We start from the raw sequence: 25,194 nt of genomic DNA on the forward strand, positions 1-25,194 counted from the left end.
GTACATATACTGTAATGAGTGATAAAGAATTACAATTACGGTATGTTTACAAGCTTGAAGTAATTAATGTCAAAGAGAGCCCTGAGTATGGAGGGATTAAAAAAATGTTAAATATTAAATATTTAAATCATAACAAGAAAAGCGATATAAGATGGGGAGTTCGTATTTCATCTGAAGATAATAAATTTTGTCAATTATATTTTGATGGTTTTGGGAAATATGGCAAAATTAATGATGCAAATGTGCTATTTGAAAAAAACAATATTATTGAATGGGTTAGAAAAAAAGCTCCACTATTCGTTGAGTATGATAACCTCCCATCGGGGTAAGTTGAATAAATATAATAACGAGTACTTGGCTTGGTGGGAAAACTATGGTCATTGAGTGTAACTGCTAGAAAAAGATCACCGTGTGCTGCTGACACACGAGTTAGTGATACAACGGAAGTGACGCTAACTCATGTATAAGCTTATGAAAAGATGGTGGCAGGCCCACCGAAAGCTGCTGTCGGAAGCCGCTTTCAAACAGCCCCGGCAGTTGTTGTAAAGAGCCATGGTGGTGAGCGCACCGGCTGGGGCATTATGTCCGCACACAGTACGACAAACGCAGTCGAAGGGGCGGTATGTGTACGACCCGCTGGGGCGAAGAATCGGAAAACAGGTGTGGAAACGGGAGCGGGAACACCCGGACCATGAGCAGATGGCGCTGTCGCGCAGGCCATACACCACCTGGTACGGATGGGAGGGCGACAGGCTGGCGACCATCCGGACGCAAAAAACGAAAATCCAGACAATCTACGGGCCGGGGAGCTTCACGCCGCTCATCAGGATAGAGACGGACAATGCGGAGCTGGAAAAGGCGGCGCACCGTACGCTGACGGAGACATTACAGCAGGACGGGAGCGAGGATGGCGGGGACGTGGTGTTCCCGGCGGAGCTGGTGCGGATGCTGGACAGGCTGGAGGGGGAAATCCGGCGCAACCAAATCACGGAAGAGAGCCGGGAATGGCTGGCGGGGTGTGGACTGACGGTGGAGCAGATGGCGGCGCAGATGGAGGAGGCGTGTGAGCCGGAAAGGCAAATTCATCTTTACCACTGCGACCACCGCGGGCTGCCGCTGCCGCTGGCGCTGGCGCTTGTCAGCCCGGACAACAGCATCGACTGGCGGGGGGAGTATGATGAGTGGGGAAACCTGCTGAGTGAGGAGAGCCAGCACAACACGGAACAACTTATCAGGCTGCCCGGGCAGCAGTACGATGAGGAATCGGGGCTGTACTACAACCGTCACCGGTATTATAACCCGGAGCAGGGGCGGTATATCACGCAGGATCCGATAGGGTTAAAAGGCGGGTGGAACTATTATAAATATCCCCTAAATCCAATTGAATATATTGATCCGTTAGGGCTTGATGTACGGTTGGTAAATACCGATGCTGTAGGTGGCTGGCATAGAAAAGTTGAAGTAGATGACGGCACAGGAACCTATGGTATAAGCTTTGGGGTCTACACTGCTGACCCTGATATATGGGGAAGTATATCTGGAACCCCTGATGTAGGCAAAGCTGGAGATGGGATGGTATATGTAGACAATGATAGCGCTATTAAAGTAGCTGAGTCATTTAAAACCACACCAGAAGAAGATGCTTTGATAAAAAAACATTTGGAACAGCAGGTAGGTAAGACAGGTTCATACAATGTTATTTTAAATAATTGTAGAACCTATTCTAATGGGGAATATAATGAAATGGTTCGCATGATTATGAAAAAAAGAGTGAAAGATAAAATAAATAATGTAATAGATACAGTGAAAGGGTTCTTTAAATGAATAAAGTCGCATTCTTTATTCTAACTTTTATACCTTGGTATAAAACTAGTGTGCCGATAGATTTTCTATCTGGTTCATATCATTATGCTTTATACGATTCAGGAAAAGTGATTAAACAGGGGGATATTTTAGGTGGAAGGATTAAAGCGCTTTTCCTGAGAAAGGGAAACTTATCTGGGTGGTCTTATGATATAAAAAGCTATGCCCCAAAATTAAAATTAACATCAATATCTGGTTCTATTGTTTGTAATGATTCTGGTATTATAATAATTAATCAATTAAAAGAAAATACAGGTTCAGTACAATTGTCAAAAAATGATCCTGCTCTATGTGAATTGATATATTTTGTAATAAAAAATGATGGTGGAATTGAATGAGATGAGAACCATAAATTATCCGCCGAAGAGGTATATAAATAGCTGCGCCTAATACCGCTACACCTGCCATTTGGTCAGGTATTCAACGTGTTGATCGTGTTGTAGGATCACTCTTTTTTCCGAGTGCATCTGACGGCTAAAGTTGACGTAAAATGCCCGTTTTGTGAACAGACTGAATCCGTTAAAAAAACATGGACTCGGTAAGGCCAAACTTCAGCGTTATCGGTGCCAGTCATGCTGTCGTACTTTCCAGCTCGATTACGCTTATCGCGCGTGCCAGCCCGGCATGAAAGAACAAATTGTTGATCTTGCCATGAACAACGCAGGTATCCGCGATACCGCACGGGCGCTGTATATCAGCATTAATGCCGTTGTCCGTACTTTAAAAAACTTGCGCCGCGATGTGTAACTACACTCCCGCTGGACAATCTCCAGATTCAGCTTATTTGTGAAGTTGATGAAATGTGGTCGTTTGCTGGCAACAAAAAGCAACAGCGTTGGTTGTGGTATGTATGGGAACCTCGCCTGAAACGCATTATTGCCCATGTTTTCGGGAGTCGGGGCAAAAAGATGCTACGTAAATTACTAGGGTTATTGTCGGGCTTCGGTGCCGCCTTTTGGTGTATATGAGCTGTTGTCGGGTAAAAAACACATCACAGGCAAGCTTTATACACAAGGATTGAGCGAGAAAACCTGAACCAACCAGTTAAAACGACTGAATCGCAAGACTCCTGGGTATTCAAAATCAGGGGAAATGCACGACAAAATAATCGGTACATTCATCGAACGTGAGCATTATTTGCAATGACCTAATCTACACATTGAATACGCGACCCTGTATCAGGCGTCGTTCGTCATGGGGAATGGGTGCTATGATCGGCATCACTCAGTCGGACGGGTAGTTTTGATTGGTTTGGCGATTACACAGATCGCACAATCCAGGCGGAGTTCTCTTGAAGTAATCTACTATTTGGCGCAGCTATTTAAAGCTTAAAGAGCCCCTATAAGATGAAAGCAAATCCGCCTTCTCTTAAGGCGGATTTTTACTGTAAACATCTTGTACTAAAGAATATCTCTTATTGTTCGTGAGTCGTATTCTGATCAAGAACTAAAACTCGCCCTTCGCAAATCCGGTCATGACTTTCAGACCCATTTCCCGGCCCAGCGCGGTCATCGGGTGAACCACCACCAGACCGCGGACGCTTTTTTTCAGCTTGCCCATATCTGCCTGCTCTTTTTTAGTGATGGCGCGCTTAAACGGCATATCCATCAGCTTTTGCGCTTCTTTGCTGAGCTTCTGGCTGACCACGCCGTGCAGACGGGCGATTTCGGTTTCCAGGGTCGCTTTTTCTTTTTCCAGCTCGGCGTATTTATCCGCGTGCTCAACCAGCGACAGGCCTGCCTGCTGGTGGCGAATGGCGTCCAGACGATCGCTAAGACGTTTAATTTCGTTTTTTTCGACTTCTTTCATGATAATGGCTCAAAACTGTGGGAATTCACTGCAAGGATACACTATTGTGCGCGGGCTTACTTCTGGAAGGCTTTTTTTAAGCTTACCCGGGAGATAAGCTCAGTCAGGGAGAGAACCATGGTGGAGCGGACAATTTGCTGGTAGCGCTGTTTCTGCATCGCGTTAAGCGCCGGATCGCCGCCAACGTCAAAAACCGGCGCGGGAGGCAGGGCGCTGACGCAGTGCAACTCGCCAAACGGGCCGAGAATTTCATCGTCAGTGAAGGCGTATTCATTGCCGTCGTGATTCAGCTCTTCGCGCAGCGCCATTAATAACTCGCAGTCTTCATATTCGGCGCGGCTGATCACGCCAAGGCCGTAAATGAGCTTTAATCGCACGGAAAGATCGCCCAGCGGGCCGTCGCCGTCCAGCAATGGCTCAACCGCGTATTTCACCGCGTAGTCATCTTTGCGGAAGACCTGAAGCACCAGGATATTAACCGCCTCGGTAAGCAATTCTACCGCGGCGATTAACAGGCTTCGGACGGTTTTGCCAGCATTCAGACGCTCAAGCACACGGTTTTCAAAAGCCTGTGTTTCTTCCATTTTTGCCTGCATATCTGACAATCTTAAAACGGGTGCGGGCTGCACCGCACCCGGACACATCATGGTTGCGCGTTATACGCGTTAACTGCCGCCGCCACAACCTCGCTGTTGGCATCCAGACCGGAGATCTCAGCCAGCGTGGCCTGCGGACCTTTCTCAGCCAGCAGCTGCGCCAGTTCCTGAGCTTGCGGATCCTGTTCGCTGCGATAGTGCATCGCGGCGGCAATTCCCAGCACCAGGTTATCGTGCGGCAAACCGTATTCCAGCGTGCCCAGTAATGGCTTGATCAAACGGTCACCCGCGCTCAGTTTACGCAGCGGCTGGCGGCCTACGCGCTCAACGTCGTCTTTTAAATACGGGTTTTCGAAACGGCCGAGGATTTTCTGGATGTATGCCGCATGCTTATCGGCATCAAAGCCGTAGCGCTTAATCAGCACCGCGCCGCTCTCTTCCATCGCGCCTTTCACCACGGCGCGGATTTTCTCATCGAGAATGGCGTCGCGAATGGTCTGATGACCCGCTAGTTTTCCAAGGTACGCGGTTATAGCATGCCCGGTGTTAAGGGTGAAGAGCTTACGCTCGACAAACGCCATTAAATTGTCGGTCAGTTCCATGCCCGGAATGTTCGGCAGATCGCCTTTAAACTGGGTTTTATCAACAATCCACTCGCTGAAGGTTTCTACCGTCACTTCCAGCGGATCGTGGGTAGCGGATTCGGACGGCGGCACGATGCGGTCAACGGCGGAGTCCACAAAGCCGATATGCTCATCCACCCACTCCTGATCGTCAGCCGCCAGCGCCGCCATGACGTGGCCTTTCAGTTGGCTGGTGCCGCGCACCATGTTTTCACAGGCGATGATATTCAGCGGGGCGGTGTTGCCGTTAGCTCTGCGCATCATCAGGCCTTTGGCGATGGCGGGCGCGATGCGCTCTAATACCACCGGGCCGACCGCCGTGGTGACTAAATCGACTTCTGAAATCAACGTAACCACATCGTCGCCAATGCTGCTGACCGCGTTCACGCCGGATACCGTGTCGACCTGTTCGTTTTCGCCGACAACGTGTACCTGATAGCTGTGACGCGCGTTCAACGCATCCAGGACGGTCTGGTTTACATCGGCGAAAGTGAGGCTGATACCCGCGTCCGCGAGCAGTTTGCCGATGAAACCACGTCCAATATTACCTGCGCCAAAATGTAATGCTTTCATTGTCTGAACCTTCCTAAATTTGAATCACCCGAGAGGGTTGGGGTGAAGAGCCGAACGTCGTGCCCCTCACCCAAACCCTCTCCCGTGAAGGGAGAGGGAAAGGAATTACGCTTTCTTGCCGCTTAACAGGTCGAGAACTTCCTGAACGCTGGTGGTATTCGCCAGACGCTCAATCACGGTTTCATCATCCAGCGCGTTGGTCAGGCTGGTGATCACCTGGATGTGCTCGTTGTTGCGAGCCGCGATGCCGATAACCAGACGGGCAATATCGTCTTCCTCTTCGCCAAAACGCACGCCTTGCGGGTACTGGCAGAAGACTACGCCGGTTTTCAGTACGCGATCTTTCGCTTCTACGGTGCCGTGCGGTACCGCGATAGACTCACCCAGATAGGTCGGGGTCAGTTTTTCACGCTCCAGCATCGCATCCACGTATTCCGGCTGCACGTAGCCGCCTTTTACCAGTTGCTCGCCGGCAAAGCGAATCGCTTCTTCTTTGTGGCTCGCGGTGCGGCCCAGGAAGATGTTTTCCGCGCTCAGCTTAAACAGGTGGGTGTCGTTGGCGTCAAAGCTGTCCTGCAGGCTGGTGCGGACTTTCGCTTCGTTGTCAGTATGACGCTGCGCGGCAACCAGACGCTCGGTCAGGCTGGTGTACAGGCCGCTGTCCAGGAAGTTGGTCAGCGAAATATGCTGGGCCTGCGGCGCCTGGCGCATCGCGCGCTCGGTCAAATCGCGGTGGGTGATCACCACATCCACGTCAGACGGCAGGCTGTTGATCGCGCTGTTGGTCACAGAGATGTTGGTCAAACCCGCATCCTGTACTTTCTTACGCAGCACGCCTGCACCCATGGCGCTGGAGCCCATACCGGCGTCGCAGGCCACGATGATTTTACGCACGTGGCTCAGGTCGTTGGTCACTTCGCCAGCAGACAGTGGGCTGGCCACGCCTTTGGACTGCGCTTTCATATCCTGCATACGGCGAGTAGCGGCTTCGATGTCGTCTTCTTCTTTCACCTTGCTGGTTTTCAGCAGGATGGCGGCGATCACGAAGGATACGCCCATTGCCGCGAAGATCGCCACCAGGTTGGCGAAGTAGGCGCCTTTCGGGGTCATGGCCAGCACTGCCAGGATAGAACCCGGAGAAGCCGGAGAAACCAGGCCGCCGTCCAGCACGCTCAGGCAGAACACGCCGGTCATACCGCCGAGGATGACGGCGATCAGCAGACGCGGGTTCATCAGCACATACGGGAAGTAAATTTCGTGGATACCGCCCAGGAAGTGAATGATTGCCGCGCCGCCCGCAGACTGCTTGGCGCTGCCACGACCAAAGAACATGTACGCCAGCAGGATACCCATACCCGGGCCCGGGTTGGCTTCAATCAGGAAGAAAATAGATTTGCCGAGTTCATGAGACTGCTGAATACCCAGCGGCGAGAAGATGCCGTGGTTAATCGCGTTGTTCAGGAACAGAATTTTTGCCGGTTCAACGAAGATGGACGCCAGCGGCAACATATCATGGACAACCATGAAGTTAACGCCTGCCGCCAGTGCCTTAGAGAGCACTTCTACCATCGGGCCAATGCCGAGGAACGCCAGAATCGCCAGGATCATACCGATGATGCCAGCGGAGAAGTTGTTCACCAGCATTTCAAAACCGGATTTGATCTTACCGTCTACCCAGTTATCGAAGTGTTTAATCGCCCAGCCGCCCAGCGGACCGGCAATCATTGCGCCGAGGAACATCGGCATATCCGCGCCCACGATCACGCCCATGGTGGTGATGGCGCCGACTACGCCGCCGCGGTCACCGCCAATCAGACGGCCACCGGTGTAACCGATCAACAACGGCAGCAGATAGGTGATCATCGGGCCGACAAGCTTCGCCAGCGTTTCGTTCGGCAACCATCCGGTGGGAATAAACAGCGCCGTGATAATACCCCAGGCGATAAATGCGCCGATGTTTGGCATTACCATGTTACTTAGAAAACGACCAAAGCTTTGCACCTTGATCTTGATATCGGATGACATAAAACACCCCTTCTTATGTTTACGCGCAGGCTTGCGGCCCGAGGTTTATTGTGAACGTGGCGGCAGAGGTAGCCGGCTCAATGTCCTTGTGATGCGAAATCTGGCACTGAATCGTTCAACTGTCCAGTCGACGGGAAATAGTGTGATTTAGATCTCCTTTTTCAGGGGGTAGGCCAGGTATATGAAGTGATTATGATCACAAATTCACTGTGTAGAAAAAGAACAAAGATAAAGAAAGTGCCGTTTTAGAGGGTTAAGTGTGACAATAATCACATTTTATGACGGCTGGTTTGTTATTTGTTTGTGATGACGATCACAATAAATTTTGACTCGGATTTAACTGAATGTGATCAACAGCAAATCTGACTACGGCTTAGCTGCGGCCTGTAATTTTGCGACATTCAGAAGGGTCATCATCCTTCAGTATGAGGCAAAGCGCCCGTAGCTAAATTATTCTATTATTGAATTATCAAGCGGTACGGGCCTGCAATGGGCTACTTAATAACAGTAAACCATGACAGCCAGATAACAGCCTGATCTCCGCATTAACTTGCTGGCTGGCGTATTTTCAAATCACGGATAACAGATGCTTTGCGCCTGATGCGCTGGCTGTGCCGCGCGCCGGGTGGGTTTCTCGTGGGAGGCCGACATGTTTCTGAATTATTTCGCACTTGGCGTATTAATCGTGGTTTTTCTGATTATTTTCTATGGGGTGATCATTATTCATGACATCCCTTATGAAATTGCCAAAAAACGTAATCATCCTCATGCGGACGCTATTCACGTCGCGGGCTGGGTTAGCTTATTTACGCTACATGTCATTTGGCCATTCTTATGGATTTGGGCCACGCTTTACCGCCCCGAACGCGGGTGGGGTATGCAGGATACTCAACGAATAGATGCGTTAAATCAGCGGATTATCGTGCTGGAAAACGAACTGGCGCGTCAGAAGAATCATCAAAAAACTAATGAAACGGGTGAATAATCATGGACCTGCTCATTATCCTCACCTATGTCGCGCTGGCCTGGCTGATATTTAAAATTTTTAAAATACCGGTAAATAAATGGACCATCCCCACAGCGGCGCTGGGCGGCGTATTTCTGGTGGGTGCGTTAATTTTATTAATGAATTACAACCACCCATATACGTTTACCGCGCAAAAAGCGGTGATTTCTATTCCCATCGTTCCTCAGGTCACCGGTGTGGTTGTTGATGTAACGCAAAAGCAAAACCAGCTCATTAAGAAAGGCGAGATGCTGTTTAAACTTGACCCCACGCGTTATGAGGCCCGCTTACGAAAATTGCAGGCGGATTTGGTGACGGCGGAAAACGCCACCAAAGTGCTGGAGTCGCAATTGCAGGAAGCCGAAGCGATTACCGCGCAGGCTACTGCAGAACGCGACAGGTTCTTCAAGGATTATCAACGCTATTTGCGTGGCAGCCAGGCGAAGGTTAATCCGTTTTCCGAGCGGGATATTGATACCGCTCGCCAGCAATATCTGGCCCAGGAAGCCGTGCTGAAAGCATCGCTGGCCGATCAGCAGCAGATTAAAAGCCAGATTAACAGCCGTTTGTTCGGCGATCGGTCTGAAGTGGCCAGCCTGCGCGCCCAGGTGGCGGAAGCCACCTATAACCTGTCGCAAACCGTGGTGCGCGCGCCGGAAAATGGCTATGTCACGCAGGTTCTGGTACGGCCCGGCACCTATGCGGCAGCGTTGCCGCTGCGCCCGGTAATGGTGTTTATTCCTGAGCAAAAACGCCAGGTGATTGCCGCATTCCGCCAGAACTCGCTGCTGCGCCTGCAACCCGGCGATGACGCAGAGGTGGTATTTAACGCGCTGCCGGGACAGGTATTCCACGGCAAGCTGGCGATGATCAGCCCGATTGTGCCTACCGGCGCGTATCAGTCGCAGGGCACACTGCAAACGCTCAACATGACTCCCGGCGGCGACGGCGTGATCGCGACGATTATTCTCGACCCCAGTGAAGATATTGATGCGCTGCCGGACGGGATCTACGCCCAGGTCGCCGTCTATTCCCGGCATTTCACCCATGTTTCCGTGATGCGCAAAGTGCTGCTGAGGATGACCAGCTGGATGCACTATCTCTATCTCGATCACTAATCCAGACAACGGGACGGCAAGTTGCCTTGCCGTCCTGCCATTTCACCCGATCTGCGCCATACTTATCGTTTTATTGGCGTTTATCCAGGGAGTCAGTCATGAAGCTTGTCGGTAGCTACACCAGCCCGTTTGTACGCAAGATTTCGATAATCATGCTTGAGAAGGGGATTACGTTTGAATTTGTCAACGATGCCCCGTATGAAGCGCAGAACAAAATCGTCCAGTACAACCCGCTAGGCAAAGTGCCGGCACTGGTGACCGACGACGGTGACGTGTGGTTTAACTCCCCCATCATCGTGGAATACCTGGAGCTGCTGGGTATCGCCCCGGCGCTGCTGCCGCGCGATCCCATGGCCTCGTTAAAAGTGCGCCAGATTGAAGCCCTGGCCGACGGTATTATGGATGCGGGGCTAGTCTCAGTGCGCGAACAGGCTCGCCCGGCTGCGCAACAGTCCGGGACCGAGCTGCTGCGCCAGCGTGAAAAAATCAGCCGCAGCCTCGATACCCTGGAAAAGTACGTGGCGGACGGCACGCTGAAAGCGGATGAACTGAATGTCGCCACCATCGCCGTCGCCTGCGCCATTGGTTATCTCAATTTCCGCCGGGTATCGCCGGGCTGGTGCGTGGACCGCCCGAAGCTGGTGAAACTGGTAGAAACATTATTCCAGCGCGAGAGCTTTGCCCGTACCGAACCGCCCACAGCTTGATCTCCTGATATGACAGGGGGTATTGCCCCCTGTACACTGATGGGTATTTTCCCTAACCCATTCAGCGCCATGACTACAGAAAACCGTTCGCTCTATAGCCAGATCCCTTCTACGGACAGCCTGCTGCGGGATGCGGCATTTCAACCGCTACTTAAACACTGGGGCCATACCCAGGTCGCCGAAATGCTGCGCCAGCTTCAGGACGAGGCCCGGCACAACGTGCGGGAATGCCATGCGTTGCCGGACTGGTGCCAGCAGTGGGCTGCTGCCTGTGAACGTCGGTTAAGCGCCGCCACGCAGAGCGCGTATCGTGCGGTGTTCAATCTCACCGGTACAGTGTTGCATACCAATCTGGGGCGCGCGTTGCAGTCAGAAAGCGCCATTGAGGCTGTGGCGAAAGTGATGCGTTCGGCGATCACTCTGGAATACGATCTGGACGATGCCGGGCGCGGTCATCGCGATCGGGCGCTGGCGCAGCTGTTGTGCGAGCTTACCGGCGCGGAAGATGCCTGCATCGTCAATAACAACGCCGCCGCCGTGTTGCTGATGCTGGCAGCCTGTTCCGATGGCAAAGAGGTGGTGGTATCACGCGGCGAACTGGTGGAGATCGGTGGTTCATTCCGTATTCCCGATGTGATGCGCCAGGCGGGTTGCCAGCTGGTGGAAGTGGGCACCACCAACCGTACGCATCCTGCGGACTACCAGCAGGCGATAGGTGAAAATACCGCCTTGCTGATGAAAGTTCACACCAGTAATTACCATATTGAAGGCTTTACCCGGGCCATCAGCGAAGCGGAACTGGTGCAGTTGGCCGATCCGCTCGGCGTGCCGGTGGTATCGGATTTAGGCAGCGGCTCGCTGGTGGATCTGAGCCGTTACGGCTTGCCGAAAGAACCCATGGTGCAGGAGCTGATTGCCGCTGGCGTCAGCCTGGTGAGCTTTTCTGGCGATAAACTGCTGGGGGGCCCGCAGGCAGGTATTATCGTTGGTAAAAAAGCGCTGATCGAACGCGTACAGCGCCACCCGTTAAAACGTGCGCTAAGGGCGGATAAAATGACGCTCGCCGCGCTGGAAGCCACGCTGCGCCTGTACCAACATCCGGAGGCGCTTGAGCAACAGCTTCCCACGCTGCGGTTATTAACCCGCGATGCCGGGGCGATCCGCCGGCAGGCGCAGCGCCTGTTGCCCGGTTTGCAGCAGCGTTTTGGCGAGGCGTTCGACGTTGCCGTCATGCCGTGCCAGTCGCAAATCGGCAGTGGCTCGTTGCCGGTAGATCGTCTGCCCAGCGCGGCGATAACCTTTACGCCTCGCGACGGACGGGGCGGCACGGCGGAAAAACTGGCTGCCGATCTGCGCAATTTAACGACGCCGGTGATTGGCCGCATTTACGAGGGTCGGGTATGGCTGGATTTACGTTGCCTTGAAGATGAAGCGCGCTTTATGGAGATGTTGACCAAATGATTATTGCCACCGCAGGACACGTTGACCACGGTAAAACCACGCTGTTGCAGGCGCTGACCGGCGTAAACGCCGACCGTTTACCAGAAGAGAAACAGCGCGGCATGACCATTGATTTGGGTTACGCCTACTGGCCGCAGGAGGATGGCCGGGTGATTGGTTTCATCGACGTGCCGGGCCATGAAAAATTCCTCGCTAATATGCTGGCGGGCGTGGGCGGTATCGACCATGCGCTGCTGGTGGTGGCGTGCGATGACGGCGTGATGGCGCAAACCGAAGAGCATTTAACCTTGCTGCAACTGGCCGGACGCCCCACGCTCACGGTCGCGCTCACCAAAGCGGATCGGGTGGATGACGCGCGCGTTAAGGCGGTGAAAGCCGAGGTGGAAAACCTGCTGGCGCGCATGAACTGGCCTGCGGCAGCGCTGTTTGTCACCGCCGCCACGCAAGCGCAGGGTATTGACGCCCTACGCCAGCACATCCGTGAACTGCAACCGCAAACGCACCCCGTAGCGCACCGTTTTCGCCTGGCGATTGACCGGGCGTTTACCGTTAAGGGCGCGGGCCTGGTGGTGACCGGCACGGCGCTAAGCGGTGAAGTGAATGTCGGCGATACGCTGTGGCTGACGGGCGTTGACAAACCAATGCGGGTGCGCGGTTTGCATGCGCAAAACACCGCTACCCAGCAGGCGCGCGCCGGGCAGCGTATTGCGCTGAACATCAGCGGCGACGCTCAAAAAGAGCAGATCAGCCGTGGCGACTGGCTGCTTTCCACCGCGCCGCGCCATCTTTGCGATCGGGTGATTATCGAGACGCATGCCCTGGCACCGTTCCAGCAGTGGCAACCGCTGCACATTCATCATGCTGCCAGCCATATCACCGGGCGCATTTCCCTGCTCAACGAGCGCTTTGCCGAGCTGGTGCTGGATACCCCGCTGTGGCTGTGCGACGACGATCGGGTGATTTTGCGCGATATCAGCGCCAGGCACACGCTGGGTGGCGGAAGCGTGCTGTTGACCGATCCGCCGCGTCGCGGCAAGCGGCAGAGCGAGTTTCTCGACTGGCTGGCGCGTCTTGCTGATGTGCAGGACGATGCCGGAGCGCTGACGCTGCACCTTGAGCGCGGCGCGGTATCGCTGCCGGATTTCGCCTGGCATCGTCAGCTGACGCCGCAGGGGCTGGCGGCGTTGCTAAACCGGCCCGAGCGGCTCCAGGCGGGCGAGCATCTACTCAGCGCCGAAGTGGCGGCGCGCTGGCAGCGCAAACTGCTGGATACGCTCAGCTACTATCACGATCAGCATAGCGATGAACCGGGGCCGGGGCGCGAACGCCTGCGCCGTATGGCGCTGCCTTCGCAGGAAGATCCGCTGGTGCTGGCGCTGATTGAGAAGATGCGCGAGGCGGGGTTGATTGTCAGCTATCAGGGCTGGCTGCATTTACCAGGGCATCAGGCGGGCTTTACGCCCGAACAGCAGCAGCGCTGGGATAGCATCGCCGGCTTGTTTGGCGACGACCCGTGGTGGGTGCGCGATCTGGCCCGTGAAACCGGCACCGACGAACAGGAGATGCGTAAATTTCTCCGTCAGGCGGCGTTGCAGGGGCTGATTACCGCGATCGTTAAAGATCGTTATTACCGTAACGATCGGATTGTGATGTTCGCTGACCTGATCCGCCGGCTGGACAGTGAAAAAGGATCCACCCAGGCGGCGGATTTCCGCGACAGTCTGAATGTGGGCAGGAAACTGGCGATTCAAATCCTGGAGTACTTTGACCGTATCGGTTTTACTCGCCGTCGCGGCAATGAGCATTTATTACGGGATGCGGCATTATTCAGCCATCAGTAACGATGCGCCGGGGAAGTGATGTATTTGTATAAATAAATACATCACTTTGATTCATTAATATTAATAATAAATAACTTCTTAATTTTTCTGTATTGTTATTCCTGGTGTCATTTATTATTTGTTTTTATTGTGGGTCGCTATCTTTTTGAATGGCGCAGGTATATTACGGAAAAAGTTTTTAAATCCACTAAGGAAGAAAATGATGACATCCGTATTTTATATTCCCGCCGTCAATATTATTGGCATGAATTCCTTACATGATGCGTTAAATACCGCCCGCGATTATGGTTATAAAAGTGCGCTGATCGTTACCGATGTAATGCTGGCGAAACTGGGGATGGCGGAGCAGCTTCAGCACGCGCTGACTGAGCGCAATATTAAAAGCGTTGTGTTTGATGGCACGCACCCCAATCCGACAACGGCCAATGTGGAAGCGGGCCTGGCGATATTACGCGCTAACCATTGTGATTGTGTCATTTCACTGGGCGGCGGCTCTCCTCACGACTGCGCAAAAGGTATTGCTCTGGTTGCAGCGAACGGCGGTGATATTCGGGATTATGAAGGCGTCGATCGCTCGCCGAAACCGCAGCTGCCGATGATTGCCATTAATACCACGGCGGGCACGGCGTCAGAAATGACCCGCTTCTGCATTATCACTGACGAACAACGTCATATAAAAATGGCGATTGTTGATAAACATGTTACGCCGGTAATGTCGGTTAACGACCCGGCCTTAATGATGGGAATGCCAAAATCCCTGACGGCGGCTACCGGTATGGACGCGTTGACCCATGCTATTGAAGCCTATGTATCCATTGCCGCCACGCCGATTACCGACGCCTGTGCACTGAAGGCAATCACCATGATCGCCAAAAACTTGCCGGTTGCCGTCGATGAAGGCGATAACATGGTCGCGCGTGAAGCCATGGCGTATGCGCAATTTATGGCGGGTATGGCCTTTAATAACGCCTCGCTCGGCTACGTTCACGCTATGGCGCACCAGCTCGGCGGCTTCTACGATCTGCCGCACGGCGTATGTAATGCCATCCTGCTGCCGCACGTCGAGCATTTTAACAGCCGTGTGGCTGCGGCACGTTTACGCGACTGCGCCGAGGCGATGGGCGTGGATGTCAGCGCCATGAGCGCCCAACAAGGGGCGAAAGCCTGCGTTGAAGCCATCCGCCAACTGGCGAAACGCGTTAATATTCCGGCTGGCTTGCGCGATCTGAACGTCAAAGAACAGGATTTTGCGACGCTTGCCACCAATGCGCTGAAAGACGCCTGTGGTTTAACCAACCCTGTTCAGGCGTCGCACGATGAGATTGTGGCTATCTACCAGGCGGCATTTTGATTATTAGCAACGTCGATCGCGCCTCATTTCCGGGGCGCGATTTTTTTCTTCGCCAGCCAGACTGCGCCGAGTCGCCCTGCCTGATTCCCCAGTTGGCAGGGCTGGATCGGGACCTGCAAGTCATCCCACAGCTCAAAAGTTTCCAGATGGCGGCCCAGCAGCTGGAAAACTTTCTCCTCTTCGCTAATGCCGCCGCCAATCAATACCACCTGCGGATCAAACATTGAAATCACGCTATAAACGCCGCGCGCCAGATTGCGCGCCCATTCATTAATTGCTTCGCGTAAATGAACATCGTTGTTCATCCTTTCAAACAGCTCTTTGCCGTGGGGCATTTCGTCTACTGACAGCGCCAACGCCTGGCGGCAGGCCTCCATCAACCCGCTGGCGGAGGCCACTTCATGCATGCATTCACCGTTATTACCCACCGGGATCACACCAAACTCGCCGGCGCGGTAATGCGAGCCCCGGTAAAGTTCGCCGTCGAGAATAATCCCGCCGCCGATGCCGGTCCCAACGGTAATGCACACAAAGTTTTCATACTCTTTTCCCGCACCGCGCCACAGTTCGCCCAGCGCCGCGCAATTGGCGTCGTTTTCAACAACGGCGGGAAGATCGGTCAGTTCAGCAAACAGCTCCAGCAGATTAACGCCGTCCATATATTCCAGCGCGCCGGCTTTGGCGGCCTCGCCGGTATGCGCGTTAATGTGGCCGGGAAAGCTGACGCCTATGCCAACAATCTCGTGTTCATTCTGGTACGCCTCAACCACTTCCTGCCATTTTTTGCGGAACGTTTGCTCGTCTTCCGGCGTGTCGTACTCATCGGAAGCCAACTCATTACCTTCTTCATCAATCACGCCATGTTTGATGTGCGTTCCACCTACATCGAAGCCAATGAAATGCTGCATATGATTTTCCTTTCAGGGAGGCATACGACTAATTATGGCTGAGGCCCGGCAGCGGAATGTAAATAAAGGTAATGGTTTAAAAACAGGAGGCTAGCCAGGATTTATGAGCGACCGGCAAGGGCATATTGACCCGCTAACGAAATCTGGCCTCTTTACCCGCCAGGATCAAAGAGACAAGCAGGAATTTTCTGGCAATCTGGCTCTTTCAGGGTCTGATGGAGTGGGAAATGAACCGCTTTATTGTTGCCGAAGCGAACAAATGTATCGGTTGCCGTACCTGTGAAGTGGCCTGCGTTGTCTCGCATCAGGCCTCGCAGGATTGTTCAGAGATTAGCGCTGAAGCCTTTCAACCGCGGATTCGGGTCGTCAAAACCGGCATGCTGTCTACGGCGGCGGTGTGTCGGCAATGTGAAGACGCGCCGTGCGGCGCGGTTTGCCCCACTCAGGCGATCTCTCGCCGTGAGGATTTTGTATATGTGGATCAAGCGCGCTGTATTGGCTGCAAGACCTGTATGGTGGCATGTCCGTACGGGGCGATGGAAGTGGTCACTGTCGCGGCACATCAGGTGCAGGCGCTGAAGTGCGATTTATGCTGGCATCGGGACGCGGGCCCGGCGTGCGTTGAGGCGTGCCCCACATCAGCGTTGCGCTGTATGGATCCGAAACAGCTTGAGCAAATTAGCGCGGAAAAACGCCGCCGGGCGGCGGCGTGGTAATCGATTATGCGCTGGCCTCTTGCCAGGCGAGCGCAATCTCTTCCGCCAGGATTTTCACCCCAGCCTCAATTTTTTCCAGTTCCGGCACGTAATTCATGCGCATACACTGATGGGTATGCGGCCACGGTTTATCGAGACCCGGGAAGAAGTAATCCCCCGGCACCATCAATACGCCGCGCTTTTTCAGGCGCTGATACAACAGCTCGGTGGTGATGGGTAAATCTTTAAACCACAGCCACAGAAAAATCGCGCCTTCCGGCTTGTGGATCAGGCAACGCTCTTCCGGCAAATAGCGGCGAATAACGGCAATCGTTTCCTGAACGCGCTGCTGATAAAAGGGTTTAATCACCGTTTCCGACAAGCGCAGCAGGTCTTTACGCTTAATCATTTCACAGGCGATAGCCGGGCCGATGCCCCCAGGTGCCAGGCTGATAATACCGTTCATATTGCTGACGGCGGAGATGATCTTTTCATTGGCGATAATAATGCCGCAGCGGCTACCCGGCAGGCCCAGTTTCGACAGGCTCATGCACAGAACAATATTGGGGTTCCACAGCGGGCGCGCTTCAGAAAAAATAATGCCCGGGAAGGGGACGCCATAAGCGTTATCAATGACCAGCGGGATACCGTGCTGGTTAGCAAGGGCGTCCAGCTTCATCAGCTCGTCATCGGTGATCACATTACCGGTCGGGTTGGTGGGGCGCGAGACGCAGATCATCGCGGTTTCTTCACCAATATGCAGATGCTCGAAATCCACGTGATATTTAAACTGGCCTTCCGGCAGCAGTTCAATATTTGGGCGCGCCGAGACGAAAAGCTCCTCTTCCAGGCCGGAATCCGCATAGCCGATGTATTCCGGCGCCAGCGGGAACAGCGCTTTTTTAGTCGAGCCGTCCGCCTGGCGACCTGCGAACAGGTTAAATAAGTAGAAAAATGCGCTCTGGCTGCCGTTTGTTAGCGCAATATTCTGTGGTTCGATATCCCAACCAAATTCTTCGCGCAGCATACCGGCGAGCGCGTCCAGCAGTTCGCTTTTACCCTGCGGGCCGTCATAATTACAAAGCGCTTCAGTGACTTTGCCGGTTTCCAGCATCTCACCCAGTAGTTTCTGGAAATAGTCGTTCATCTCCGGGATTTGCGCCGGGTTCCCACCGCCCAGCATGATTGCGCCAGGAGTGCGTAACCCGTCGTTAAGGTCTTCCATCAGGCGCGTAATGCCTGCATGGCGGGTGAATTTGTCGCCGAAAAGAGAAAAAGTCATAGCCGTCTTGATATCGAATACTTATAAAAGAGGCTCACGATAACGCTACCGGTTCAACGGCGCAAACAGGCCAGTCCAGACAAGGATTGCCGATTATGCCAGGCATATGTAATTTGCTGGCATAACCTGCTACATCACTTTTGCGGTTCGCCTGCCCAGAGCACCATCACCGTGTCGTCGCCCTGAACGCGGCTGAAACCATACATCTTGTCGTCGCTCAGCGGGATGTGTTTACCTTCGCCAATCGCCGGGTGGCGCGCGCGGAACTGAGCGATTTTCTGCCAGTGCGCCAGCGTCGCGGCCTGTGCGCTCTCAACGTCCTGCCAGTTCATCGACGAACGGGTGCCCTGCAGCGGATCGGACCCGGTGGGTCCAAACGGGCGCGCCGTCTCATCACCATAAAAAATCTGCACCGCACCGGGCGCTAACAGCAGCAGCTCTGCCGCGCGGGTGCCGCCTTCACGGAATAACCGGGTATCGTGCGAAGAGAGATAGCTTAAGACGTTAAACTGCTGAAGTTTGTCCGCCATTTGTTGCCAGATGGGATCCATATTCGCCAGACAATCCACCGCGCCCGCTGCCTGTTCCTGATAATCAAAATTGATCATCGCGTCAAAGCCGTTGCGGTAGTAATCGCTCTGCATGACGCCATGCCCCCAGGCCTCGCCAGTCATCCAGAAAGGGGCGTCGTCCAGCTTTTTATCCGGATGAGCGGCTTTCCATTCTGTCAGCGCGTCGTTGGCCTGATTTTTCAACTGCTGCCAGGCGCCCAGCTCGACATGCTTTGCCGTATCGACCCGGAAACCGTCAATGCCGTAGTCCCGCACCCACTGGCTGAGCCACTGGGTCAGGTAATCACGCGACGTATAGTTGGGCCGCTCTTTGGCCCGGGTGTCAGGTTTCTGGCTATAAAAGTTGGGCAGCCCGGTGGGCGTAACGGATTCGGTTTTCAGGTCTGGTAGAAACGCCAGCGACATGGTGAGATCGTCAAAGCCGGGGCTGTCGTAGTCGCCAATATCGGTGCGGATCCAGTTTTTACCCCACCATTTCTCCCAGGCGGCCTTATCGCTGAAGTTGATGTAGTCATTAAAGCTGTGCCAGCTCTGGCCCGGACCGGGTTTCCAGTCGGTCCAGTTCTCGCCGAGGGTTTTGGCGATCTCATCGCCTTTCAGATACAGCGCGCCAAACTGGTATTGCTGCATATCCGCCAGAGTGGCGTAACCGACGTGGTTCATGACGATATCAAAAAGAACGCGGATGCCGCGCTGGTGCGCGCCGTCAACCAGCTTCTGGAGATCGTCGCGCGTACCCATATTGGCGTCGAGCGTGGTCCAGTCCTGAGTGTAGTAACCGTGATAGGCATAATGCGGGAAATCGCCTTTCGTGCCGCCGCCGACCCAACCGTGGATCTGCTCAAAGGGGGCGCTTATCCATAACGCGTTAACGCCAAGCGCCTGTAGGTAATCCAGTTTTTGCGCCAGGCCCTGCAAATCGCCGCCGTGGAAGGTGCCGATCTCCTCCATCCCGTCCTTGTGCCGTCCGTAGCTGTTGTCGTTATCAGGGTTGCCGTTCTCGAAGCGGTCGGTGAGCACAAAGTAGACGGTGGCGTTATGCCAGCTAAAGGGCGCTTTATCGTTCGTTTCTTCCGCTTCCAGAAGTAGCAGCCCATTGCTGCTTGCGGCGGGCATCAGGGTAATTCTGCCGTCGGTTACGGTTGCGCTATTGCCGCTGTAGAAGTCGCGTACCTGTGAACCTTCTTCAAAGCGATCGTTAACCGAAACGGTCACCGGGCCGCCATCCCATTTTGGGCACTGGCGAACGGTTGCCGCGACGGTTTGCGGCGCATCCTGTTTCACGCTCAGCATCAGGGTCGGCGTACCCGAACGGGTATCGATTTGTACCTGATAATTGCCGCTACGAAACAGCCGCCACTCAGGCGCATCGCCCGCGCAGGGCGTAAGCGACAGCATCTGATTTAATTTAATTGCTCCGCTCGGCTGCCAGCATTGTTCACCCTGGGTTAAACGCAGGGGACGTTCACCTTTTTCCAGCGCGCCCTGGGCGATAAATACGCCGGGGCTTTGTTCAACAAAAGCAGGTAAGTCGGGCAGGCTCCACTGCGCGAATGCAGCGCCGGGCAGTAACAGCAGGGCAGGAATAGTTTTCTTCATCAGGCGGCTCCCATTAGGGTTTTTGCTATTTTGGCAAAATTTTCGCCAGCCGGTCTCATCCCTGTTTCAGCGTTGCGAGGCTGAATCCACAGGATGAGTGAGTCATCTCTCATTTTTGCTTTTTTCTGCGATAAGCATCAGATAAATCATTATTTTTAACTACGATAAGAAGGTCGTACGTGACAAGGTTTCGGATTTGTATTATTTCTTTTACTGCTCTTGAAGGTTATTTTTGGTAAGATTTGAAATTCGGTTCACAAATTTTTCTCATGAATAAGGTGTTGGAATGCATTTATCCGACCAGGAGACCTAATGATATCGACTCGATTACGACGAATCGGGGCGGCGATACTCATCTTTTTCACCTATGCAGTTTCAGGTGAAGTGCTGGCAAAACAGCACACGACGACGAGTCACACAGCTCAGATTAAGAAAACCAGCGGTAAGCACCAGGCAAGCAGTAAGAAAGAGTATTCTCGCAATAGTGAAATAAGCGGTTCACTTCCTGATTTGCGAAAATACCCTTCCGGGACCCCAAGAAAAAAAGCGTTTCTCCGGACAGTCATGCCTTACATTACCAGCCAAAACGCGGTAATTACTGCGGAACGTAACTGGCTTATCTCTAAACAGTATGACGGACGCTGGTCGCCGAGCGAACGCGCGCGTCTGAAGAAAATTGCCCAAAACTACGACGTAAAGTGGAACGGTAATACCAAACGTATTCCGTGGAACACATTGCTGGAACGCGTAGACATTATTCCAACCAGCATGGTTGCGACGATGGCTGCGGCAGAAAGTGGTTGGGGAACGTCAAAACTGGCCCGCAGCAATAACAACCTTTTCGGCATGAAGTGTGCGAAGCGCCACTGCAACAGCGGGACAGGTAAAGTGAAAGGTTATTCGCACTTTGATTCCGTGAAAGAGTCTGTGTCGGCGTACGTGAACAACCTGAATACCCACCCGGCGTACTCATCGTTCCGTAAATCCCGCGCGCAGCTGCGCAAAGCGGATCAGGAGCTGACGGCGAGCAATATGATCCACAAGCTCCAGGGCTACTCCACCAAAGGGCAGAGCTATAACAACTACCTGTTTGCCATGTATCAGGATAACCAGCGGTTGCTGGCGGCGAATATGTAATTCATCGCGACGAACCGAAAAAACCCGGCTAATCAGGCCGGGTTTTTTATTGCTAACGAGAAAATTCGCTGTGTCGTTCGCGGTAATCTTTCGGTGTGGCGTCGTACTCCTTTTTGAACACCGAATAAAAATATTGCAGTGACGGGTAACCGCAGATTTGCGAAATTTCGTTAATAGACAACGAGGTGGAAATCAACAGGCTGCGGGCTTTATGGAGTTTTTCCGCATGCAGTACGGCGTGAATGGTCTCGCCGACCTCTTCTTTAAATCGCTTCTCAAGATTGGAGCGCGACATGCCGATGGCATCCAGCACCTGCTCAACTTTGATTCCCTTACAGGCGTGATTACGGATGTAATGCATCGCCTGAATCACGGCCGGATCGTGCAGAGAGCGGTAATCCGTGGACTGACGCTCAACCACCTTGACCGGCGGCACCAGCAGGCGTTGCAGCGGCAGGGTTTCACTGGCTAACAGACGGTGGAGTAATTTGGCCGCCTGAAACCCCATCTGGCGGGTGCCCTGCGCCACCGATGACAGGGCGACCCTTGAAAGGTAGCGCGTCAGTTCTTCATTATCGATGCCAATCACACAAATCTTCTCCGGCACCGGAATATGCAAATGCTCGCACACCTGCAAAACGTGGCGCGCGCGGGCGTCGGTGACCGCGATAATACCAGTTTGCGGCGGCAGGGTTTGCAGCCAGTCCGCCAGCCGATTCTGGGCGTGCTGCCAGTTGTCTGGCGCAGTTTCCAGGCCCTGATACACCACCCCGCGATATTTTTCCTGGGCGACGAGCTGGCAAAACGCATGTTCACGTTCTGCCGCCCAGCGTTTGCCGCTGGACGCAGGCAAGCCATAGAAAGCAAAGCGGTGTACGCCTTTTTCTTTTAAATGGAGAAAGGCCTGTTCGACCAGCGCGTGGTTGTCGGTGGCGATGTAATGAACCGGAGGATAGTGCTCAGGCTGATGATAGGAGCCACCCACGCCGACAATCGGCACGTTTACATCCGCCAGCAACTGCTCGATTTCCTTATCGTCAAAATCAGCGATGACGCCGTCACCCAACCACTCTTTAATGTTATCGATGCGCGCCCGGAAATCTTCTTCGATAAAAATATCCCAGCTCGATTGAGTCGCCTGAAGATATTCTCCTACACCCTCAACGACTTGCCGGTCGTAGGCTTTATTAGCGTTAAACAGCAAAGTAATACGGTGACGTTTTTCAAACATGACGTAGCCCTGACAGTTCTTCCCTTTCCTGAATAGCATAAATGACAAGGCGCCGGAGATTTTACCCTCCGGCATTGCGATCGGTTACGCAGTTTATTAGCCGCGTCGCTTGGTTGCAGAATCCATCCAGACAGCCAGCAACAGAATCGCGCCTTTAACGATGTACTGCCAGAACGTCGGCACGTCCATCATGCTCATGCCGTTATCCAGCGAGGCCATGATAAATGCGCCCATCACCGCGCCGGCAACGCTGCCGATCCCGCCGGCCAGACTGGTGCCGCCGATCACGCAGGCGGCAATCGCGTCCAGCTCGGCGATGTTCCCGGCGGAAGGCGAGCCTGCGCCGAGTCGTGAACTTAATATCAACCCGGCAATCGCCACCATCAGGCCGTTAATGGCAAATACCGCCAGTTTGGTGCGCTCGACGTTAATCCCGGACAAGCGCGCTGCCTCAATGTTGCCGCCGATGGCGTAAATGCGACGGCCAAAGGCAGTACGCGTCGCCATAAACATTCCGCCGAGCAGTAAAAATGCCAGGATCAGCACCGGGGTCGGCACACCGCGGTAGTCGTTAAGCAGCCAGATTGCGCCCAGAACGATCACGGCGATCAACGCCTGTTTGCCCACCGTGCCGCTGGCTGCGTTAACCGGTAGCCCTAAGGTCTGGCGGCGTACCCGGCCGCGCCATTGCCATGCCATAAACGCCATCAGCCCGAGCGTGCCCACGACAAAACCAATGCCGTTAGACAGATAGCTTTGACCGATTTGCGACATTGCATTACTGGTCGGCGACACGGTCGTTCCGTTAGTGATACCAATTAAGATGCCGCGAAACGCCAGCATGCCCGCCAGCGTGACGATAAACGACGGCACTTTACGGTAAGCCACCCACCAGCCGTTCCAGGTACCGAGCAGCAGGCCGAGCGCCAGCGTGACCACCACAGTCAGCGGCAACGGCCACCCCAGCCAGACGTCAAATATCGCCGCCGCCCCACCCAGCAGCCCCATCATCGAGCCGACAGACAGGTCGATTTCCGCCGAGATGATCACAAACACCATGCCTACCGCCAGGATGCCGGTAATAGCGGTCTGGCGCAGCAGGTTCGAGACGTTACGCGCGCTGAGATACGCGCCTTCGGTCATAAAAGTAAAAAACAGCATGATGACAATAATGGCGGCGATCATGACAAACACTTGTAAGTTAAGCGCTTTCAGGCCACCGGATGTTTTCGCCAGCGGAGCAGCGAGTTTTATTTCAGACAGGTTGCTTTTCGACATGGGGTTCGCTCCTCAGGGCCGCTTCCATTACCTGTTCCTGGGTCAGGTTTTGGTTGATCAGATTGGCTTTCAGACGTCCTTCATGCATCACCAGCACCCGGTCGCTCAGGCCGAGTACTTCTGGTAATTCTGAAGAAATAACGATGACAGCGATGCCTTGTTGCACCAGTTGGTTAATCAGCTTGTAGATTTCATATTTGGCACCGATGTCGATGCCCCTGGTCGGTTCATCAAGGATCAGAATGCGCGGGTTAAGCAGCAGGCAGCGGGCCAGAATGGCTTTTTGCTGATTCCCGCCGCTTAACCGGCCAATCGCCAGTTCCGGTGATGAGGTTTTCACCTTCAGCCGGGCGATGGACTGCAAAATGCACTGTTGTTCCGCCGCATCATCCAGGGTACTTACCGGCCCGGTAAAATCGCTTAACGAGGCCAGGGTGATATTTTTCCCCACCGCCATCACCGGCACGATGCCGTCTTTTTTGCGATCTTCCGGCACCATTGCGATGCCGTGGGCAATTGCCTGCTGGCAGTTTTTAATCGATACCGGCGCACCATCGATTAAAATTTGGCCTTCCCAACGCCCAGGCCAGACGCCGAACAGGCATTGCACCGCTTCGGTCCTGCCTGCGCCGACCAGGCCAGCAATACCGAGGATTTCCCCGCGTCGAAGGCTGAACGAGATATCGTTAACGCGTTTAATATGCCGATTCACCGGATGCCAGGCGGTCAGATGCTCCACGCGCAAAATTTCATCATGAATCTGGTGCGGCTCGTTGGGGTAAAGCGAGGTTAATTCGCGGCCTACCATCATGGTGATAATGTCGCTTTCACTCATCTGCCCGGCATCGCGGGTACCGATATGTTGGCCATCGCGGATCACGCAGATGGTGTTGGAGATGGCTTTAACTTCATTCAGCTTGTGGGAAATATAGATGCAGGCGATGCCGTGATTTTGCAGGTCGCGAATAATATTCAGCAATACTGTGGTTTCCTGCTCGGTCAGCGAGGCCGTCGGTTCATCAAGGATCAACAGCCGCACCTGTTTATTCAGCGCCTTAGCGATTTCGACCAGTTGCTGGTGGCCAAGACCCAAATCCCCCACGCGGGTATCGGGCGACAAATTCAGATTCACCTGCGCCAGCAGTTTCTGGCAGCGCAGCGTCATGGCGTCGTAATCCATCACGCCGTGACGGGTGATTTCCGCGCCCAAAAAAATGTTTTCCAGAATGGTGAGATGCTTAACCAGCGCCAGCTCCTGGTGAATGATCGCGATGCCTTTGCGTTCGGTATCGCGAATATGGCTCGCTTCGAGCTTTTCTCCGGCGAACCAGATTTCGCCGTCAAAGCTGCCATGCGGATAAATGCCGCATAACACTTTCATTAACGTGGATTTACCGGAGCCGTTTTCTCCGCACAGAGAAAGCACGTCGCCGGCGTTGACGTTCAGGCTGACGTTATCCACCGCTTTCACAGCACCAAACGCTTTGGTGATGTTTTTCATCTCAAGTAAGTAAGGCAT

Annotated in this window: 20 protein-coding genes and 2 pseudogenes; 12 read left to right on the top strand and 10 right to left on the bottom strand. The window is 53.7% G+C overall.

Annotation, left to right across the window (positions count from 1 at the left end; all coding sequences use genetic code 11):
• The 4 genes and pseudogenes from GV764_RS00355 to GV764_RS00370 form a co-directional block, all read left to right on the top strand.
• A partial coding sequence (locus GV764_RS00355; RefSeq protein WP_236651807.1) for a hypothetical protein occupies positions 1 to 329 on the top strand: 329 nt, incomplete at its 5' end.
• A gap of 236 nt (positions 330 to 565) precedes the next feature.
• A pseudogene (locus tag GV764_RS00360) lies at positions 566 to 1,413 on the top strand (RHS repeat-associated core domain-containing protein); the annotation flags it as partial.
• 407 nt (positions 1,414 to 1,820) lie between these two features.
• Positions 1,821 to 2,201, top strand: a complete 381-nt coding sequence (locus GV764_RS00365; protein WP_161658540.1) for a hypothetical protein — start codon at positions 1,821 to 1,823, stop codon at positions 2,199 to 2,201.
• Between the two features lie 129 nt (positions 2,202 to 2,330).
• Positions 2,331 to 3,009 (top strand): annotated as a pseudogene (locus GV764_RS00370) (IS1 family transposase).
• 300 nt (positions 3,010 to 3,309) lie between these two features.
• Here GV764_RS00370 and GV764_RS00375 read toward each other — a convergent pair.
• The 4 genes from GV764_RS00375 to GV764_RS00390 form a co-directional block, all read right to left on the bottom strand.
• Positions 3,310 to 3,672: a YibL family ribosome-associated protein gene (locus GV764_RS00375; protein ID WP_161658549.1), complete on the bottom strand. Its 363-nt coding sequence runs from the start codon at positions 3,670 to 3,672 to the stop codon at positions 3,310 to 3,312.
• A gap of 56 nt (positions 3,673 to 3,728) precedes the next feature.
• Complete coding sequence (gene mtlR, locus GV764_RS00380; protein WP_161658551.1) at positions 3,729 to 4,319, bottom strand: mannitol operon repressor MtlR; 591 nt, start codon at positions 4,317 to 4,319, stop codon at positions 3,729 to 3,731.
• Positions 4,316 to 5,464, bottom strand: coding sequence for a mannitol-1-phosphate 5-dehydrogenase (mtlD, locus tag GV764_RS00385; RefSeq protein ID WP_161658553.1), 1,149 nt, complete (start codon positions 5,462 to 5,464; stop codon positions 4,316 to 4,318). Before mtlD ends, mtlR begins: the two co-directional genes overlap by 4 nt.
• 105 nt (positions 5,465 to 5,569) lie before the next feature.
• Positions 5,570 to 7,489, bottom strand: coding sequence for a PTS mannitol transporter subunit IICBA (locus GV764_RS00390; protein WP_161658555.1), 1,920 nt, complete (start codon positions 7,487 to 7,489; stop codon positions 5,570 to 5,572).
• A gap of 649 nt (positions 7,490 to 8,138) precedes the next feature.
• Here GV764_RS00390 and GV764_RS00395 point away from each other — a divergent pair.
• The 6 genes from GV764_RS00395 (at position 8,139) to yiaY (ending at position 14,973) form a co-directional block, all read left to right on the top strand.
• Complete coding sequence (locus tag GV764_RS00395; protein ID WP_161658556.1) at positions 8,139 to 8,474, top strand: DUF3302 domain-containing protein; 336 nt, start codon at positions 8,139 to 8,141, stop codon at positions 8,472 to 8,474.
• Between the two features lie 2 nt (positions 8,475 to 8,476).
• Entirely contained in the window at positions 8,477 to 9,613 is a 1,137-nt protein-coding gene (locus GV764_RS00400; RefSeq protein WP_161658558.1) for an HlyD family secretion protein, read from the top strand.
• Positions 9,614 to 9,711: 98 nt separating this feature from the next.
• Entirely contained in the window at positions 9,712 to 10,320 is a 609-nt protein-coding gene (locus GV764_RS00405) for a glutathione S-transferase (protein ID WP_161658560.1), read from the top strand.
• A 69-nt stretch (positions 10,321 to 10,389) separates the two neighbouring features.
• On the top strand, positions 10,390 to 11,781 hold the full coding sequence (gene selA / locus GV764_RS00410; protein ID WP_161658716.1) for an L-seryl-tRNA(Sec) selenium transferase: 1,392 nt from the start codon (positions 10,390 to 10,392) through the stop codon (positions 11,779 to 11,781).
• Positions 11,778 to 13,622 (top strand): selenocysteine-specific translation elongation factor, encoded by a 1,845-nt coding sequence (gene selB, locus GV764_RS00415; protein ID WP_161658561.1) that lies wholly within the window; start codon positions 11,778 to 11,780, stop codon positions 13,620 to 13,622. The genes selA and selB overlap by 4 nt, the downstream gene beginning before the upstream one ends.
• 199 nt (positions 13,623 to 13,821) lie before the next feature.
• Entirely contained in the window at positions 13,822 to 14,973 is a 1,152-nt protein-coding gene (gene yiaY / locus GV764_RS00420) for an L-threonine dehydrogenase (protein WP_161658563.1), read from the top strand.
• A gap of 23 nt (positions 14,974 to 14,996) precedes the next feature.
• Here the strand turns inward: yiaY and GV764_RS00425 are convergent, their stop codons facing one another.
• A complete protein-coding gene (locus GV764_RS00425; protein ID WP_161658565.1) occupies positions 14,997 to 15,881 on the bottom strand; it encodes an ROK family protein in 885 nt (294 codons plus the stop codon).
• 227 nt (positions 15,882 to 16,108) lie between these two features.
• On the opposite strand from GV764_RS00425, the gene GV764_RS00430 reads away from it, so the two are divergent.
• Complete coding sequence (locus tag GV764_RS00430; protein ID WP_161658567.1) at positions 16,109 to 16,597, top strand: 4Fe-4S dicluster domain-containing protein; 489 nt, start codon at positions 16,109 to 16,111, stop codon at positions 16,595 to 16,597.
• 4 nt (positions 16,598 to 16,601) lie between these two features.
• On the opposite strand, the gene avtA is transcribed toward GV764_RS00430, so the two are convergent.
• Positions 16,602 to 17,858 (bottom strand): valine--pyruvate transaminase, encoded by a 1,257-nt coding sequence (gene avtA, locus GV764_RS00435; protein WP_161658569.1) that lies wholly within the window; start codon positions 17,856 to 17,858, stop codon positions 16,602 to 16,604.
• Positions 17,859 to 17,992: 134 nt separating this feature from the next.
• Complete coding sequence (locus GV764_RS00440; RefSeq protein WP_161658571.1) at positions 17,993 to 20,029, bottom strand: alpha-amylase; 2,037 nt, start codon at positions 20,027 to 20,029, stop codon at positions 17,993 to 17,995.
• 312 nt (positions 20,030 to 20,341) lie between these two features.
• Here GV764_RS00440 and GV764_RS00445 point away from each other — a divergent pair, with 312 nt between their 5' ends.
• The gene (locus GV764_RS00445; RefSeq protein ID WP_161658573.1) at positions 20,342 to 21,166 is read left to right on the top strand and encodes a protein bax; all 825 of its coding nucleotides are present in this window, start codon (positions 20,342 to 20,344) and stop codon (positions 21,164 to 21,166) included.
• Positions 21,167 to 21,218: 52 nt separating this feature from the next.
• On the opposite strand, the gene xylR is transcribed toward GV764_RS00445, so the two are convergent.
• The 3 genes from xylR to GV764_RS00460 all read right to left on the bottom strand — a co-directional run bounded on the left by xylR (position 21,219) and on the right by GV764_RS00460 (position 25,194).
• Complete coding sequence (gene xylR, locus GV764_RS00450) at positions 21,219 to 22,397, bottom strand: D-xylose utilization transcriptional activator XylR (protein WP_161658575.1); 1,179 nt, start codon at positions 22,395 to 22,397, stop codon at positions 21,219 to 21,221.
• A gap of 96 nt (positions 22,398 to 22,493) precedes the next feature.
• On the bottom strand, positions 22,494 to 23,675 hold the full coding sequence (gene xylH / locus GV764_RS00455) for a xylose ABC transporter permease XylH (RefSeq protein WP_125292803.1): 1,182 nt from the start codon (positions 23,673 to 23,675) through the stop codon (positions 22,494 to 22,496).
• Positions 23,653 to 25,194, bottom strand: coding sequence for a xylose ABC transporter ATP-binding protein (locus GV764_RS00460; protein WP_161658577.1), 1,542 nt, complete (start codon positions 25,192 to 25,194; stop codon positions 23,653 to 23,655). Before GV764_RS00460 ends, xylH begins: the two co-directional genes overlap by 23 nt.

Source organism: Atlantibacter hermannii (assembly GCF_009907385.1).
GTDB lineage: Bacteria > Pseudomonadota > Gammaproteobacteria > Enterobacterales > Enterobacteriaceae > Atlantibacter > Atlantibacter hermannii_A.